We start from the raw sequence: 17,869 nt of genomic DNA, 5'->3' as shown, positions 1-17,869 counted from the left end.
TTGGAGAACGGCCCGGGATGGCGCGGGTTCCATCTGATCGACGGGATCCTGGTTTTTCGTTCCTGCACAGCGCCTACCGTGATTTAAAGAGCTCCGCCCTCAACAACATGCGTCAATATCCGCGTCACGCTGTTACGGGTTTAGCCCCCTTCCGGCAAAAATGTGCCGCGATGTCGTCCGAGCATCGATCACGCAAACAAGAAGTCCCACGACTGAAGGCTTGAAAGAGCCACATCCCTTAGCGTTATGGTGTTGTCGGCATCGGCAGTAATGATTGTATCCTTCCCGACCTGCTCGGTTGCCGCAAAAAGCGACTCCCAGTCAGCGAAAATGCTGTTATCGATCGAGATCGCGTCATGTGCGGAGCCGGTTGCTATAAAGTTTGTGATCGTATCATGGCCCCAATTCGCCAAGTAAACGAACACGTCAGCCGCCGCTCCGCCAGTGAGGATATCATCGCCGGCGCCGCCCGTTAGCGTATTAGAGCTACTGCCGCCGACGATAATATTGTTCAACTCGTTCCCGGTACCAGCGAATGTCCCTATGCCGGCAAAGGTCAGGTTCTCGACATTGTCGGCCAGCATATAGCTCGCGAGGTTCGTGCGAACCGTGTCGATTCCTTCATTGGCGGCTTCGGTGACGGTATCGCCGGCATTGTCGACAATATAGGTGTCGTTGCCCGCTTTGCCGATCAAGGTGTCCGTACCTGCCCCACCGTTCAGCATATCGTTGCCGACGCCGCCGGTGATCGTGTTGGCCAGCGCATTGCCGGCGCCGCTGAAGTTCGCGGACCCGGTATAGGTCAGGCTCTCGACATTGTTGCCGAGCGTGTAGCCTGCCAATGTCGTGCGAACCGAGTCGGTCCCCGCGTCGGCCGCTTCGGTGACAACGTCGCCGGCATTGTCGACGATATAGGTGTCATCGCCCGTCCCGCCGATCAAACGATCGGCACCCACTCCGCCATTCAGCGTATCGTTGCCGACACCGCCGGAAAGCGTATCGGCGGCAGCGCCACCCGTGATCGTATTGTCGAGGCTATTGCCTATCCCGACAAAGACTGTCGTGCCGATGTAGGTGAGATGTTCGACATCGCTGCCAAGCGTATAGCTTGCCAGCGTCGTGCGAACCGTGTCGGTTCCCTCATTAGCGGCCTCGGTGACGATGTCGCCGGCATGATCGACAACATAGATGTCGTCGCCCACCTCACCGAACATACGATCGGCCCCGCCCCCGCCATTCAGCACATCATTGCCTGCGCCTCCCGAAAGCGTATCGATGGCAGCGCCACCGGTGATCGTGTTGTCGAGATCATTGCCTGTCCCGACAAAAGCCACCGTGCCGATATAGGTGAGGTTCTCGAGGTCGCTGCCAAGCGTATAGCTTGCCAGCGTCGTGCGAACCGTGTCGGTCCCCTCGTCGGCGGCTTCGGTGACAACGTCACCGGCATGGTCGACGATATAAGTGTCGTTGCCATCACCGCCGATCAAGCTGTCCGCACCGGCCCCACCGTTCAGCACATCATTGCCGGCGCCGCCGGTGATGATGTTGGCCAGCGCATTGCCGGTGCCGGTGAAGTTGGCGGATCCCGTATAGGTCAGGTTCTCGACATTGGCCAATGCGGCGATCGAATAGGCTGCAAGCGCCGTGCGGATTTCGTCGGTGCCGGCGCTGACCGCCTCCTTGATCACATCGCTCGCGCTGTCGACCACATAGATGTCGTCGCCGGCACCGCCATCCAGAGTGTCGTTGCCGACGCCGCCGTCCAGAAGATCATTGCCGCCACCGCCGATCAAGCTGTCCGAACCGGCTCCGCCATCCAGCGTGTCGTTGCCCGCGCCGCCGCTGATCGTGTTGATCAGCGCATTGCCGGTACCAGTGAAGCTGACAGATCCCGTATACATTAGGTTCTCGACATTGTTGCCGAGCGTATAGCTTGAAAGCGTCGTCTTGATCCAATCGACCCCTTCGTTCAGCCCTTCGGTGACCATGTCGCCAACGTTATCGACAATATAGGTGTCGTTGCCGGCTGCGCCGATCAGTATGTCTGCGCCGGCCTTTCCGTCCAAGGTATCGGCACCTGCCCCGCCCCTGATCGTGTTGGCAAGGCTATTGCCCGTCCCGGTAAAGGTTGCCGTGCCGGTAAAGGTAAGGTTCTCGACATTGTCGGCAAGCGTATAGTTCACCACTGTCGTGCGAACCGTGTCGGTCCCCTCATCGGCCGCTTCGGTGACGATATCGCCGGCATTGTCGACGATATAGATGTCGTTGCCATCACCGCCGATCAAGCTGTCCGCACCGACCCCGCCATCCAACACATCATTGCCGGCGTCGCCGGAAAGCGTATCGGTGGCAGCCCCACCCGTGATCGTGTTGTCGAGACTATTACCGGTACAAGCGAATGTGCCTGTGCCGGCAAAGGTCAGGTTCTCGACATTGTCGGCCAGCATATAGCTCGCGAGGTTCGTGCGAACTGTATCGGTTCCCTCATTGGCGGCTTCGGTGACGGTATCGCCGGCATTGTCGACGATATAGGTGTCGTTGCCCGCTCTGCCGATCAAGGTATCCGCACCGGCCGCGCCATTCAGCGTGTCATTGCCGACGCCGCCGGTGATCGTATTATCAAGCGCATTGCCGGCACCGCTGAAGTTGGCGGATCCGGTATAGGTCAGGTTCTCGACATTGTTGCCGAGCGTATAGCCTGAAAGCGCCGTCTGGATCGTGTCCGTCCCCGCGTCGGCGGCTTCGGTGACAAGGTCGCCGACATGGTCGACGATATAGGTGTCGTCGCCCGTCCCGCCGATCAAGCGATCGGCCCCCGCTCCGCCATTCAGCGTATCGTTGCCGACACCGCCGGAAAGCGTATCGGCGGCAACCCCACCCGTGATCGTGTTGTCGAGGCTATTGCCTATCCCGACAAAAACTGTCGTGCCGATGTAGGTGAGATCTTCGACATCGCTGCCAAGCGTATAGCTTGCCAGCGTCGTGCGAACCGTGTCGGTTCCCTCATTAGCGGCCTCGGTGACGATGTCGCCGGCATTGTCGACAATATAGGTGTCGTCGCCTTCCCCGCCGATCAAACGATCGGCCCCGCCCCCGCCATTCAGCACATCATTGCCGGCGCCGCCGGAAAGCGTATCGATGGCGGCGCCACCGGTGATCGCGTTGTCGAGATCATTGCCTGTTCCGACAAAGGCTGTCGTGCCGATATAGGCGAGGTTCTCGAGATCGCTGCCAAGCGTGTAGATTGCCAGTGTCGTGCGAACCGTATCGGTTCCCTCGTCGGCGGCTTCGGTGACGATGTCGCCGGCATTATCGACGATGTAGGTGTCGTTGCCTTCACCGCCGATCAAGCTGTCAGCACCGACCCCACCGTTCAGCATATCGTTGCCGTCACCGCTTGTGATGATGTTGGCCAGCGCATTGCCGGTGCCGGTGAAGTTGGCGGATCCCGTATAGGTCAGGTTCTCGACATTGACCAATGAGGCGATCGAGTAGGCTGCAAGCGCCGTGCGGATCTCATCGGTGCCGGCGCTGACCGCCTCCTTGATCACATCGCTCGCACTGTCGACCACATAGATATCGTCGCCGGCGCCGCCGTCCAACGTGTCGTTGCCGACGCCGCCGTCAAGCGTGTCATTGCCTGCACCGCCGGTGAGCGTATCGTTGCCGGCGCCGCCGTCCAGAAGATCGTTGCCGCTGCCGCCAGTGATCGTATTGACGAGGCTGTTTCCAGTCCCGCTAAAATCGCCGGTGCCGATGAAGGTCAGGTTTTCAACATTGGCAATATTCGTCAAGGCATAGGAAGAAAGCGTCGTCCTGATCAGGTCGCCTCCCGCATTCAGCCCTTCGGTGACCACATCGCCAACGTCATCGACAATATAGGTGTCATTGCCCGCTCCGCCGATCAGCATGTCTGCCCCGGCCTTTCCGTCCAGGGTATCGGCACCTGCCCCGCCCCTGATCGTGTTAGCGAGGCTATTGCCTGTCCCAGTAAAGGCTGCCATGCCGGTAAAGGTAAGGTTCTCGACATTGTCGGCAAGCGTATAGTTCACCACTGTCGTGCGAACCGTGTCGGTCCCTTCATCAGCGGCTTCGGTGATGAGGTCGCCGGCATTGTCGACGATATATGTGTCGTCGCCATCACCACCGATGAAGCTGTCCGCGCCGGTTCCACCATCCAGCGTGTCATTGCCGGCGCCGCCGGAAAGCGTATCGGCGGCAGCCCCACCCGTGATCGTGTTGTCGAGACTATTACCGGTACCAGCGAATGTCCCTATGCCGGCAAAGGTCAGGTTCTCGACATTGTCGGCCAGCATATAGCTCGCCAGGTTCGTGCGAACCGTGTCGGTTCCCTCATTGGCAGCTTCGGTGACGGTATCGCCGGCATTGTCGACGATATAGGTGTCGTTGCCCGCTCTGCCGATCAAGCTGTCCGCACCGGTCCCGCCATTCAGCGTGTCGTTGCCGGCGCCGCCGGTGATCGTATTATCAAGCACATTGCCAGTGCCGGTGAAGTTGGCGGATCCGGTATAGGTCAGGTTCTCGACATTGTTGCCGAGCGTATAGCCTGAAAGCGCCGTCCGGACCGTGTCGGTCCCTTCATTCACATTCTCGATCACCACGTCGGTCGCGATGTCGACCACATAGATGTCGTCGCCAATCCCACCCAGCATCGTGTCGGAACCGGCCCCACCGATCAGTGTGTCGTTGCCCGCAGCGCCCATAAGCTTGTCGGCAGCAACACCACCTGTGATAACGTTGTCGAGCAGATTCCCTGCCCCGGTAAAGGCTGCCGTTCCGATGTAGGTGAGGTTCTCGACATTGGCCGCCAGTGTGTGGGCGCTCAGGGTCGTGCGAACCGTGTCGGTCCCTGCATTGGCGTTCTCGGTGACGAGGTCCCCGGCATTGTCGACGATATAGATGTCGTCACCATCACTACCGATCAAACGATCGGCCCCGGCCCCGCCATTCAGCGTATCGTTGCCGACGCCGCCGGAAAGCGTATCGGCGGCAACACCACCGGTGATCATGTTGTCGAGATCATTGCCTGTTCCGGCAAAGGCGACCGTGCCGGTATAGGTGAGGTTCTCGACGTCGCTGCCAAGCGTATAGCTTGCCAATGTCGTGCGAACCGTATCGATCCCCTCGTCGGCAACTTCGGTGACGATGTCGCCGGCATTGTCGACGATGTAGGTGTCGTTGCCCTCACCGCCGATCAGGGTATCCGCACCGGCCCCGCCATTCAGCGTATCATTGAAGGCGCCGCCGGTGATCGTGTTGACGAGCGCATTGCCGGTGCCGGTGAAGCTGGCGGAGCCGATGTAGGTCAGGTTCTCGACATTGTTGCCGAGCATATAGCTGGCAAGCGCCGTCTGGACCGTGTCCGTCCCTTCATTCACATTCTCGATCACCACGTCGGTCGCAATATCGACCACATAGATGTCGTCGTCCTTCCCGCCCGACATCGTGTCGGAACCGGCCCCGCCGATCAGTGTGTCGTTGCCGGCGCCGCCGTTCAGCGCGTCATTGCCGATGCCGCCGTCAAGCGTGTCGTTGCCGACACCGCCGGTGATCGTGTTGAGGAGCGCGTTGCCGGTGCCGGTGAAGCTGGCCGATCCCGTATATTGCAGGTTCTCGACATTGTTGCCGAGCGTATAGCTTGAAAGCACCGTCTTGATCAGATCGGTGCCTGCATTCAGCCCTTCGGTGACCACGTCGTCAATGTTATCGACAATATAGGTGTCGTTGCCCGCACCGCCGATCAGCATGTCTGCCCCGGCCTTTCCGTCCAGGGTATCGGCACCTGCCCCGCCCTGGATCGTGTTGTCGAGATCATTGCCTGTTCCGGCAAAGGCGACCGTGCCGGTATAGGTGAGATTCTCGACATCGCTGCCAAGCGTATAGCTTGCCAATGTCGTGCGAACCGTATCGGTTCCCTCGTCGGCAGCTTCGGTGACGATATCGCCGGCATTGTCGACGATATAGGTGTCGTGGCCAGCCCCCCCGATCAAGCTGTCCGCACCTGCCCCGCCATTTAGAAAGTCATTGCCGGCGCCGCTGATGATCGTGTTGGCCAGGGCGTTGCCGATGCCGGTGAAGTTGGCGGATCCCGTATAGCTCAGAATCTCGACATTGTTGCCGAGCATATAACTTGTAAGAGCCGTGCGGATTTCGTCGGTGCCGGCGCTGACCGCCTCGTAGATCACGTCGCTCGCACTGTCGACTAGATAGAGGTCGTTGCCAGCACCACCGATCAGCATGTCGTTACCGGCGCCGCCGTCCAGCGTGTCGTTGCCGGCGGCGCCGGTGATCGTATTGGTGAGGTTGTTTCCAGTTCCGAGGAAATCGCCGGTGCCGGTGAAGGTCAGGTTTTCGACATTGGCAATATTGGTCAAGGCATAGGAAGACAGCGCCGTCTTGATCAGATCGCTTCCTTCGTTCAGCCCTTCGGTGACAATGTCGGCAACGTCATCGACAATATAGGTGTCATTGCCCGCACCACCGATCAGTATGTCTGCTCCGGCCTTTCCGTCCAGGGTATCGGCACCTGCACCGCCCCTGATCGTGTTAGCGAGGCTATTGCCTGTTCCGATGAAAGCTCCCGTGCCGATGTAGTTAAGATTCTCGAGGTCGCCGCCAAGCGTATAGTTCGCCAGTGTCGTGCGAACAGTGTCGACGCCCGCAGCTTCTGTAATGATGTCGCCGGCATTGTCGACCACATAGGTGTCGTTGCCGTCGCCACCGATCAAGCTGTCCGCACCGGCCCCGCCATCCAGCGTGTCATCGCCTGCGCCGCCGGTGATCGTGTTGGCGAGCGCATTGCCGGTGCCGGTGAAGCTGGCAGATCCCGTATAGGTCAGGGTCTCGACATTGCTGCGAAGCGTATAGCCTGAAAGCGCCGTCTCGACGGTGTCCGTCCCCTCATTCCAACTCTCGATCACAAAATCGAAGCTATCGTCGACGACATAGAGGTCGTTGCCCGCTCCGCCCACCATCCAGTCGGAACCAACACCCCCGATCAGCGTGTCGTTGCCAATGCCACCATAGAGCGAATCATCTCCCGCATTGCCCCAAAGCGTATTGTTCGCCTCGTTGCCGACAATGTTGTCGTTGCCCGAGCCCGCCTGAACATTCTCGATCAAGGACGCAACATTGCCATTGAAAAGGAGTGCGTTAAAAATATTGCCGCGGGCATAGCCGTTGTTCGGACCGCCCCACAGATCAGCCAACTGTCTCTGGGAAAAGACCGAATACCCGCCTGCTCGCAGGTCGATTTTGAGGGCGGTGGTATAAGCGCTCAAATCATAGGTGTCGATGCCGCCGCCGTCCCAGATTGTCGCGAAGATCCGGTTGGCATCGGGCGTGATCGCCGCAACCCCGTCGACATAGGTGATGCCCTCGTCCGGATTCCACTTATAGACGGTATCGCCACTGTTCGTGGTGTAATCCGCTCCATACATTTTCTGCAAGGCGGCGATGTCGAGCATCATAAAGGTTTGTGGCGCGCCGTCAGCTTCATACGTGTACCCGCCGCTCGTATTATCGCCGACATATGTGCGGTAGGTCATGATCGTATATTCGACTGAATCGTAGGCGCTCGGAACGACCGTCGGATTGTAAAAAAAATCCGGTTCGTGAGCGTGTTTCAGCCCCAGAGCGTGACCCAACTCATGTGCCAACGTATGTCCCGCATAGTTGCCGAACTCCGGATAGCGATAGTCGGATTCCGTGCCGGCATATCCTGTCCCGAACCAGACATCGCCGCCGCTGAAGCCAGGATCCGGATAATAGGCCCACGCTGTATCAAGAAGGGGATCCGATGACTGAGCGAACCTGATAGTTGCCGTATCGGCGCTCCCGGCCTCAAAGTTGGCGTTTGTAAACCCTTCTACCGAAAAGCCGTCATTTGCCGTGTTCCCGTAGGATTGCTCCATGAAAAACAAGGCTGTGGCCTGCTGATCCGAAGAAATCGCAGAGAAACTGTAATCTTTTTCTCCGCTATAGAAGTACGAAGTCGAAACTGTGGGAAATGCATAGGTTATCGTACCGTCCCAGGCAACACCGCTGAAAAGCCCGTCAACTTTCTTATCCCCTGTCAAGTACACGTTCTTCGTGGCGGTAAAAATGCCCGACATAAAATCCCCTTTTGCCTATTTCATTCCGCCGCGTCTAATGCCCATTTCCCCTGCTCCAAATCAGAGGATAATTCAACTAAAAGCTTTATTCCGCTTCAGGTGTTTGACGTTCGCAACCACCGATGGATCGCTTCATATGCAACCGATGCTGAAGGCCAGATAACATAGTCCAATATTCTTTATCTCGCATCCGCCCCCCAATTGCTTGCCACGACGGCACTTAAATTGCGGTTACAGTCATCTGCTGAAATTTAATAAGCCTGAGACTCGGTGATATCGGAAAGGCAGGCCCGCATTGGCTCGACGCCGCCGAAGTTGTCCCGTCTCTCATGCCGCGCGATCGGCTTCGTTGTTCGCATTTTCCGCGATTTTGCTGGGTGGATTGTCGCAATTGTCGACCTCATTGCTACTGCTTCCGGACATTTAGCCCACAGCGCAGCATGGCACCATACGCGCGGGTTGCACTTCGCAAATGTTCGAGTGGATGTGGCAAATAAGCAGCAAATTTGCCGTTGAAACGGCGTTCCTTTTCAGAGGCGCCCCACCCCCTTTGGCAAAACAATCCAACCTCGGGACAGGATCGCTACCGATACAGTTAAATACCTAGAGAGAGGATTAGCGTGCGAAATGACATTCGTTGAAACGATCTGCCTGATAAGGAACTGACGTGGGGAGAATGGTACGGTTGGGGGGTCTCGAACCTCCGACCTCAGGTGCCACAAACCTGCGCTCTAACCAACTGAGCTACAACCGCATAAACCGCGCTCGGCGCGATGGGGGTCACATACGAGGACTTGGCGATGAATTCAAGTCCAAATTCCTCGCCAATATACAAAAAGGCTGGACGCGAGGTCCAGCCTTTTGTCTTTGCTCGGTCAAGACCGATCAGGCAACCTTGAAGGAAGCCATGGCCTTTTCGGCGGCGTCCTTGGAGGGCTTTGCGAGCTTTTCGGCAACCTGCTTGGTGGTTTCCTGGATCGACTTCGCCTGCTCGACGGTGAGTTCGGCCTGCTTGCGGATGAAGGCGGTCTGCAGTTCGAAGAATTCGGCGGCAGACTTGACGCCGAGCAGCGCTTCGAAGTGCGACAGCGAGTTCTCGGAATTGACGCGCAGGATGTCGATCGCCTTCAGGCCGAGTTCGACGCTGCCGGCCTGTGCCGTCTGCACGGTGGCCTCGAGGGTCTTGCCGGCTTCTTCGCCAGCGGTCTTCAGCTTGGCATAGGCGTCCTTCGACTGCTGGGCGCCCTTTTCGGCGAATTCACGGAAGGATTCCGCGAGCTTGGACGGGTCGAAAGAAGCGATTGAAAAAACGTCATCGGTCTTTATGGTAGCCATGTCGCATTCCTTTGGGTTGAGGCAGTCGCTGCCTGTGATCATCGAATGACGTCTATATAGGATAGTTTATTGTGCATTGCAACATTTTTTGTGCGACGCACAAGTCGTTAACCTTTCCGGCCGAAAGGACCCCGCTGTTCTGGACCGGCTTGCGACCTGCAGTTATTAATAAGCCGTTAATTTAGACGCCGACAGCGACAAGGTTCGATCATGCCCGCAGTCCAATACCCGTTCATCGACATTGCCGTGCATGCGCGGGTGCGGGAGCGCTTTTCACGCGGCGAGGCGATGGTGCTGTTTTCGGCCGATCTTGCCCGGCTGCTCTGGGCGAACGGTGCAGGTGCGGAGCTGTTCGGCCACTCGGCGGTATATGACCTTCTCGATCAGGGCCTCGACCGCGGCGACATCACCTTCCGCCAGCTGGAAACGGCCGCGCGCCAGCTTGCCGATATCGGCGACAGCAGAAATCTGATGATCCGCGTCGCCAAGGGCTTCCAGCGCGTGCAGGCGCAGGCCGCGGCCGAACTGATCCGGCTTTCGTCGGGCGAAAGGGCCATCCTGTTTTCGGTGCCGGTCTCGGCAAGACCGATGACATCGGGCGCTGCCGCCGCCCAGATGCTGCAGGGGCTCGATGATCCCGACACGCATATGGCCGTCATCGGCGCCAATGGCGAGGTTATCGCCGCCTCGCCGGGTTTTGCTTCGCTCGCCATATCAGACGAGACCGCAAAGACGCTGATCAACCTTGCAGGCGCCCATCCCGACCGGCTGGTGAAGCGCCCTGTTGCAACCGGCAAGGGTTATCTGCCTGCCGCCGTCGGCAAGCTCAGCGACGAGCCGGCGCTCAATCTGCTCTTTGCGGTCGAGACCGTGCTCGGCCACCTCGACCCCATCGATCCGCCCGCGCAGGAAACCATCGATACGCGCCTGCCGCAGACAGCTGACGTCCCCGCGCTGCAGTCGACCGACGCGCCTGCGGGGGAAGAAAGCCCGGCACCGGCCGAAGCGCTTCAGGATGGACCCGCCGCCACGGGCTTCACCGAGATCATCGATGCTGTCTCTGACATCGAAGAGGTCGAGGAGACGCTTGAAGACATCACCGGCGATAGCGAACAGGCGGCCGGGACAGAAGAGGACGACGCGGTTGCTGAGACGCATTCTGCCGAACACGAGATGCCGGAAAGCGACGGCAGCCAGATCGACGGCAGCGCAGCGGAGGTCGAGGAGCCTGCCGCAACCGTCGAAGACGACGTAATCTCTGGCGGCGAGACGGCGGAAGATGTCGCCATGGCGGAAACGCCTGATGAGGCCAGCGATACGCCAAATGAAGAGGCGGCGGCAGCCGTCCATGAAGAACCCGCACCCGCAACGGCTGAAGTTGCCGACGCGCCCCCTGCCCCCAAGCTCGCGGCCGAGCCTGGTTTCGTCTTCAAGCCGAACAGCCGCGCCACGCGCTTCGTCTGGAAGATCGATGCCGAGGGCCGGTTCAACGAGGTCAGCCATGAATTCGCCGAGGCTGTCGGTCCGCATGCGTCCGACATTATCGGCTCCGCCTTCAGCGATATCGCCGCGCTCTTCAATCTCGATCCCGATGGCAAGCTTTCCGAAGCGCTCGCCCGCCGCGATACATGGTCGGGCAAAACGATCCTCTGGCCGGTCGAAGGCACCAGCCTCGTCGTTCCGGTCGATCTCGCGGCCTTGCCGACTTATACCCGCAATCGCGATTTCGACGGCTTCCGCGGTTTCGGCGTCGTCCGGCTGTCCGATGCGCAGGAAGACCCGCTGGCGCTTGGCCTGACGCTTGGCCCCGACGGGATTGGCCATGATGCGGCGAGCCTCGGCCCAGTGCCCGAGCCCGTTGCCGACGAGGAAGCTGCTCCCCAGTCTATCGCGGCCGAAACACCCGTGGCGGAAGATCAGGCGGCTGCAGCAGCCGAGCCGGAGAGCCAGGAGTCGGCGCCCGAAGGAATTGCCGCCGGCGAGCCGGCCGTTGAGACGCCTATCTTTGAAAGCGCGGCAGAGGAAGCCGAGGGCAGCGCCGACGCCGGGCAAGCCTCAGCCGCCGAACAGGCCGCCAGCCCTGCGGAAGAGCCGCCGGCACTGCGCATTTCGGAAACGCCCAATCGCCGTTTCACCGACAAGATCGTTCAGCTTCACAGTGGCGGCGCCGGATTGACGGCCGCCGAACAGGCGAATTTCCGCGAAATCGCCAAACGTCTCGAAGCCTTCGGCGCGCGCAAGGAAGACCCCGCCGTCCCGGAAGCGGCGGAAGCCGCTCCCACGGAGACGGCCGATCTTGAGGAAGCGCCCGCAATCGAGAAGGTCGAGGCCGAAGTTCCCCTCGTCGATGAAGCGGCGCCGCAGGAAGCGATCTTCGAAAATGCGGCCGAGGCCGAGGGTGAAGACGACGAAACGGCAATCATCGCCGATGACGGGGCGACGGAAGGTCTCGAGGAGACCGTCAGCCAGATCGAGGTGCTGACCAGCTTCATCCCGCCGCGCGTGAAGATGACGGACGGGCTTTCGGCCGGAACGGTCGACCAGTTGCCCGTCGCCGTGCTCATCCATGTCGGCGATGCGCTGCTTCATGCCAATCCGGAATTCATGCGGCTGACCGGCTACGCGTCGCTCGAAGCGCTGCGCGAGGTCGGCGGCATCGAAGCGCTGCTGCAGCGCCGCGACCTCGAGGAAAAGGCGGCGGGCTCCGGCACCATGATGCTCGTCAAAGCCGACGACAGGCTGGTCCCGGTGACGGCGCGGCTGCAATCGGTGCGCTGGGAGGACGCCAATGCCCTGATGCTGGCGCTGATGCCGGTCGAAGGCAAGGATGACAGCCGAGGTGACGCCAGCCGGTCCGAAGCGCGTCCTGAGCGGATGGTCGAGAAAGTCGCCAAGCTGCAGATCGAGGTCGAGGAATTGCGCTCGATCCTGGAAACGGCGACCGACGGCGTCGTCGTCATCGGCACGGAGGGCGACATCCGCTCGATGAACCGCTCGGCGAGCGCGCTTTTCAATTACGATGAGCAGGAGACGCGCGGCAAACCCTTCGTGATGCTCTTTGCCCATGAGAGCCAGAAGGCGGTGCTCGACTATCTGAACGGCCTCTCGGGCTATGGTGTGGCGAGCGTCTTGAACGACGGGCGCGAAGTGATCGGCCGCGAGGCTGCCGGCGGCTTCGTACCGCTGTTCATGACGATGGGCCAGCTCACCTCCTCCAACGGCTATTGCGCCGTCATCCGTGACATCACCCAGTGGAAGCGCACCGAGGACGAGCTGCGCAACGCCAAGGGCGCGGCCGAAACCGCCAATGCCCACAAGACGGATTTCCTCGCCCGCGTCAGCCACGAAATCCGCACGCCGCTCAACGCCATCATCGGCTTTTCCGACATGATGGCGGGCGAGCGCTTCGGGCCAATCGGCCATCCGCGCTACATCGAATATGCCAACGACATCGGCCGCTCCGGCCGCCACGTGCTGGATATCGTCAACGACCTGCTCGACATTTCGAAGATCGAGGCGGGCGAGATGGATCTCGATTTTGCCGCCGTCGGCCTCAACGAGGCGGTCTCGGAGGCCGTGGCGCTGGTGCAGCCGCAGGCGAACGGCCAGCGCGTCATCATCCGCACGGCGTTGTCGCATGCGGTGCCTGATGTCGTGGCGGATCTCCGCTCAATCAAGCAGATTGCGCTGAACATCCTGTCGAACGCCATCCGCTTCACTCCGTCGGGCGGGCAGATCGTCGTCTCCACCTCTTATGAAGCCAATGGCAGCGTCGTGTTGCGGGTCCGCGATACCGGCGTCGGCATGACGCGCAGCGAACTCGACCAAGCGATGAAGCCGTTCCGGCAGGTTTCCTCGACCCAATCACGCCATCGCGGCGACGGCACCGGGCTCGGCCTGCCGCTGACCAAGGCGATGGTCGATGCCAACCGGGCGACCTTCTCGATCAATTCGGCGCCGAACGAGGGCACCCTCGTCGAGATCACCTTCCCGTCGCAGCGCGTGCTGGCCGGCTGATCCGAAGCCTTTCCGTTTTCTCGATCGCGGAAATACCCTATCTCTTTGTTTTCCCGTAATTCCTGGGAACGACGCTGCGCACTCTTGCTGGAATCGCTCTCAGAAAAAAAAGGCAGCCAGTGGCTGCCTTAAATTTTGTGCTGTTCAACAAGAGCTCAGTCGATCAACGTCATGTTTCGTAAGCCCGGAGGCTCCAGGCCGCCTCGTTCATGTGCGGCCCCCAAGTTGCTTCACCTTTGACCAACCTTTCTTAACGAAAGGTTTCTATGACAGCGAATTGATGAATGGTGAAAGCTTGTAGTTTACGATCCCTTATCAGGTCCGCAATTCCTCCAAGCCCGCAAAGAGCTCCAGCGCCTCGGGATTGGCGAGCGCTTCCTGGTTTTTCACCGGTCGGTTGTGGACGACTTCGCGCACGGCAAGCTCCACGATCTTGCCTGACTTTGTGCGGGGAATATCGGCGACGGCGATGATCTTCGCCGGCACGTGGCGCGGCGAGGCGCCGGTGCGGATACGTGTCTTGATCGCCTTGACGAGATCCTCGGTCAGCGTCACGCCGGATGCAAGGCGAACGAAGAGGATGACGCGCACGTCGTCGTCCCACTCCTGGCCGATGCACAGCGCTTCGGCCACCTCCTCCATCTGCTCCACCTGATTATAGATCTCGGCCGTACCGATGCGCACGCCGCCGGGGTTGAGCGTCGCATCCGAACGGCCGTGGATGATCAGGCCGCCATGCTCCGTCCATTCGGCGAAATCGCCGTGACACCAGACATTGTCGAAGCGGTCGAAATAGGCGGCGCGATATTTGGCACCATCGGGGTCGTTCCAGAACATCACCGGCATGGAGGGGAAGGCCTTGGTGCAGACGAGCTCGCCCTTCTCTCCCCGCACCGGCTTGCCGTCATCGTCCCACACGTCGACGGCAAGGCCGAGGCCCGGCCCCTGGATCTCACCGCGCCAGACCGGCTGCAGCGGATTGCCGAGCACGAAGCAGGAGACGATATCGGTGCCGCCCGAAATCGAGGCGAGCTGCACGTCTTGCTTGATGCCCTCATAGACGAAGGTGAAGCCTTCGGGCGACAGCGGCGAGCCGGTGGAGGTCATCAGCCGGAGGCTGGAGAGATCATGGCTCACGCGCGGCGTCAGGCCGCTCTTGCGCACCGCATCGATATATTTCGCCGAGGTGCCGAAGATCGCGAATTTCTCAGCCTCGGCATAGTCGAACAATACGTTGCCGTCAGGTGCAAAAGGCGAGCCGTCGAACAGGCAGAGCGTCGCGCCGCTCGCCAATCCGCTGACCAGCCAGTTCCACATCATCCAGCCGCAGGTGGTGAAATAGAAGAGCTTTTCGCCGGCCTCCAGGCCGCAATGCAGCCGCTGCTCCTTGAGGTGCTGCAGCAGCGTGCCGCCGGCCGAATGGACGATGCATTTCGGCACCCCCGTCGTGCCTGACGAAAAGAGGATGTAGAGCGGATGCGAGAAGCCAAGGCGCGTGAACTCGACCTCCGCTGACTCATAGGGCGCGACGAAGGCTTCCAACGTCGACGCATCGGGAGTGTTGCGCGCCACGGCCTCGGCATCGCCGGCATAGTGAACGACGACGACAGGCACGCCCAGGCTTCTTGCGACCGCGGCGACCTTGGGGCCGACATCCTGCAGCTTGCCGGAATACCAATAGGCATCGCAGGTGATGAAAAGCCTGGGGCCGATCTGGCCGAAGCGGTCGAGCACGCCCTGCTCGCCGAAATCGGGGGAGCAGGACGACCAGATGGCGCCGATCGAGGCGGCCGCCAGCATGGCAGCGACAGTCTCCGGCATGTTCGGCATCATGGCGGCAATACGGTCGCCTTCGCGCACACCTTGCGCCTTGAAGGCCTGCTGCAGCTTCGAGATCAGCGCGCGCAGCCTGTCCCACGACCAGCGATCCTCGGCCTTATCCTCGCCGCGGAATATGATGGCATCGCCCCCGCCGCGACCGGACAGCAGGTTTTCGGCGAAATTCAGCGTTGCGTCGGGAAAGAAGCGGGCGCCAAGCATGCTGTCGCCGTCGATGAGTATCCTTGCGCCGCGCTCTCCCTTCACGCCGCAGAAATCCCAGACGGTTGACCAGAATTTCTCCCGCTCGGCGACAGACCATGCATGCAGGTCCTCAAAGCCTGAAAGCGAAAGCCCGAAGTCTGCATTGCAGCGCTCCATGAAGGCATGGATCGGGCTTTTTGCGACGGCTTCGTCCGATGGCACCCAAAGTGGTCTGTTGTCCTGCATTCAATCCTCCTCCCCAATATGGTCTTTATATCATGCTGCATTGCATTATAAAGGCCGGAACCCGACCGGATTCGACGCTCGGCGAACCCGGAAATCGCGATCCCCTTCAGCGTCGATTCACAATATCGGCGGACGCAGGGCGCCGGAGGGATTTGCATCTGAGAGGCATTTCCTATATCCGGCGAAATCAGCGCATAACGGGTTAACCGGCGGAGATCATGAGTACGTCAAGACATCGCAGGTGGCGCAGGAAGATCGGGCCCGTTTCGCGCTGGCTCCCGGCATTCGCGCGCCTTTCGACGCTCTTCCTCCTGATCGCGCTGGGGCTTTTCGTCGCCCTCAGGGTCGCCGCGCCCTATCTCATCTCGACCGGTTTCGTGCGCTCCGGCATCGAGGACGCGCTGTCGAAATGGACGGGCTATCATGCCGAGATCAAGGGCAGCCCGGTTCTGGAATTCTGGCCGACGCCGCGCATCACATTGAACCAGGTCACCATCCGCCAGCCGCGTGATAGCGGCGACAAGCTGCTCGGCAGCATTGAAAGCCTGTCGGCCGATTTCAGCCTGATCGACGCGCTGAGAGGCCGCACGAGCTTCCATGAATTCCACCTGCTGCGCCCCAATCTTTCGCTGACGCGTGACGAGAAAGGGCTGATCGACTGGAGCTATGCAGGGCTGCTCGCCCGCGCCATCGGAGGCGTCCGCTACGAAAACGGCGCGGAAGTGCTCGATCCTGATCTTGACGCCGAGATCGGCGCGGTGACCGTCGAGGACGGCACGCTTGTCGTTACCGACGTCAGGAGCAACAACGTCTATCATTTCGACAGCGTCACGGCCGACATCGCCTGGCCGAGGCTTTCAGGCGCCATCTCGGCGGTCGTCATCGCCCGCATCAACGGCGAGGACCTGAAAATCGACTACGCCTCGCGCCAGCCGCTGCTCGCCTTTGCCGGCAGGAACGCCGAGGCCAAGACGTCGCTGACATCAAATCTGATGACCGCGCACTTCCAAGGGGTCGCCAGCATCGCCAGCCTTTCGTCACTTTCCGGAAACATCGCCGTCACCATTCCCGACATGCCGGGGCTCCTTACATGGTCGGGCAAATCGATCCCCGGCATCGGCACACTGAGGAGCGCTTCGTTCGACGCCGACATCATGTCATCCGGCACCGGGCTGCGCTTCAACAATCTCAGCCTGTCGCTGAACGAAGCGAGCGCCACCGGCGTCATGGACCTCTCGACCGCGCCAGGCAAGCGGCCGAAAATCGGCGGCACGCTCGCCTTCGACCAGATGAACCTCAAGCCATTCCTCGACGCCTTCGCGCTGAGGCTCGCCGCCGGCGAGGCGGAGGAAATCTCCGCCGACATGAGAGAGCCGCTGAAGATGCTCGATGTCGACGTCAGGCTTTCGGCCCGCCGCGCGCAGATGGGGCTCTTCGAGCTTTCCGATCTCGGCGCCAGCATGATCGTGACCGGCGGCGAGGCGAAATTCGACATTGGCGACAGCCAGTTCGAAGGCGGCGAAATGACGGCGCATCTGGAGGCGACACAACGCGATTTCGACGGCGGCGGGAAATTGCAGCTGTTGATCCGCAACGCCGACTTCGCTGCCCTTGCCGAACGGCTGCAGCTCAAGGGGCCGCTGCCGCTTGCGACAGGATCGCTCGATCTCGACCTGCAGTCGGCGAAGGCGATCTGGACGGCCGGTCTCGGCGACGTCACCGGCAAGCTGCACTTCTGGACGCGGGAAGGCACGATCCCCGGTATCGACGCCGGCGCGCTGCGGACCCAGGCGGCCCAAAAGCCGTTCTTTCCGCTGAGCGCCGCGGCGAGCGGCGCTTTCGCCTTCGACCAGCTGGACCTTCAGGCCGATTTCGCCAACGGCTCCGCCGAAATCCATGACGCCCGCGTGGCCGGGCCGGCGCAGACGCTGACGCTTTCCGGCGTCGTCACCTATCAGACGAACGGGCTGGCGCTTTCCGGATCTCTGGAGGCGACCGACCCGGCCAAGGCGGCGGAGCTGCCGCTTCTGCCGTTCTTCGTCGGCGGCTCATGGCCAAACCCGGTCATTTCGCCGGTCCCGCTTCTCAACAGCACGCCCCAGGCGCAGTAGAGC

5 protein-coding genes and 1 tRNA gene are annotated in these 17,869 nt (G+C 60.7%); 2 read left to right on the top strand and 4 right to left on the bottom strand.

Translation table 11 applies throughout. The features are described from left to right. Window positions 1-188: 188 nt before the first annotated feature. From ATY76_RS22555 to ATY76_RS22545, 3 genes are all read right to left on the bottom strand, one after another. The gene (locus ATY76_RS22555; RefSeq protein ID WP_088676902.1) at window positions 189-8,135 is read right to left on the bottom strand and encodes a M10 family metallopeptidase; all 7,947 of its coding nucleotides are present in this window, start codon (window positions 8,133-8,135) and stop codon (window positions 189-191) included. 677 nt (window positions 8,136-8,812) lie between these two features. Beyond that, window positions 8,813-8,889, bottom strand: a tRNA-His gene (locus ATY76_RS22550). 131 nt (window positions 8,890-9,020) lie between these two features. After that, window positions 9,021-9,470, bottom strand: a complete 450-nt coding sequence (locus ATY76_RS22545) for a phasin (RefSeq protein ID WP_088676901.1) — start codon at window positions 9,468-9,470, stop codon at window positions 9,021-9,023. Window positions 9,471-9,680: 210 nt separating this feature from the next. Between ATY76_RS22545 and ATY76_RS22540 the strand changes: the two genes are divergently transcribed. Further along, window positions 9,681-13,487, top strand: a complete 3,807-nt coding sequence (locus ATY76_RS22540) for a PAS domain-containing sensor histidine kinase (RefSeq protein WP_088676900.1) — start codon at window positions 9,681-9,683, stop codon at window positions 13,485-13,487. Window positions 13,488-13,802: 315 nt separating this feature from the next. On the opposite strand, the gene ATY76_RS22535 is transcribed toward ATY76_RS22540, so the two are convergent. Beyond that, on the bottom strand, window positions 13,803-15,755 hold the full coding sequence (locus ATY76_RS22535) for an acetoacetate--CoA ligase (RefSeq protein ID WP_088676899.1): 1,953 nt from the start codon (window positions 15,753-15,755) through the stop codon (window positions 13,803-13,805). A 218-nt stretch (window positions 15,756-15,973) separates the two neighbouring features. Between ATY76_RS22535 and ATY76_RS22530 the strand changes: the two genes are divergently transcribed. Beyond that, window positions 15,974-17,866, top strand: a complete 1,893-nt coding sequence (locus ATY76_RS22530) for an AsmA-like C-terminal region-containing protein (RefSeq protein ID WP_088676898.1) — start codon at window positions 15,974-15,976, stop codon at window positions 17,864-17,866. Window positions 17,867-17,869 lie beyond the last annotated feature (3 nt).

Origin of the sequence: Rhizobium sp. R339 (genome assembly GCF_002211395.1) — a bacterium.
In the GTDB taxonomy this organism is placed as follows: Bacteria; Pseudomonadota; Alphaproteobacteria; order Rhizobiales; family Rhizobiaceae; genus Rhizobium.
This window is presented reverse-complemented; position numbering and strand designations above follow the sequence as displayed.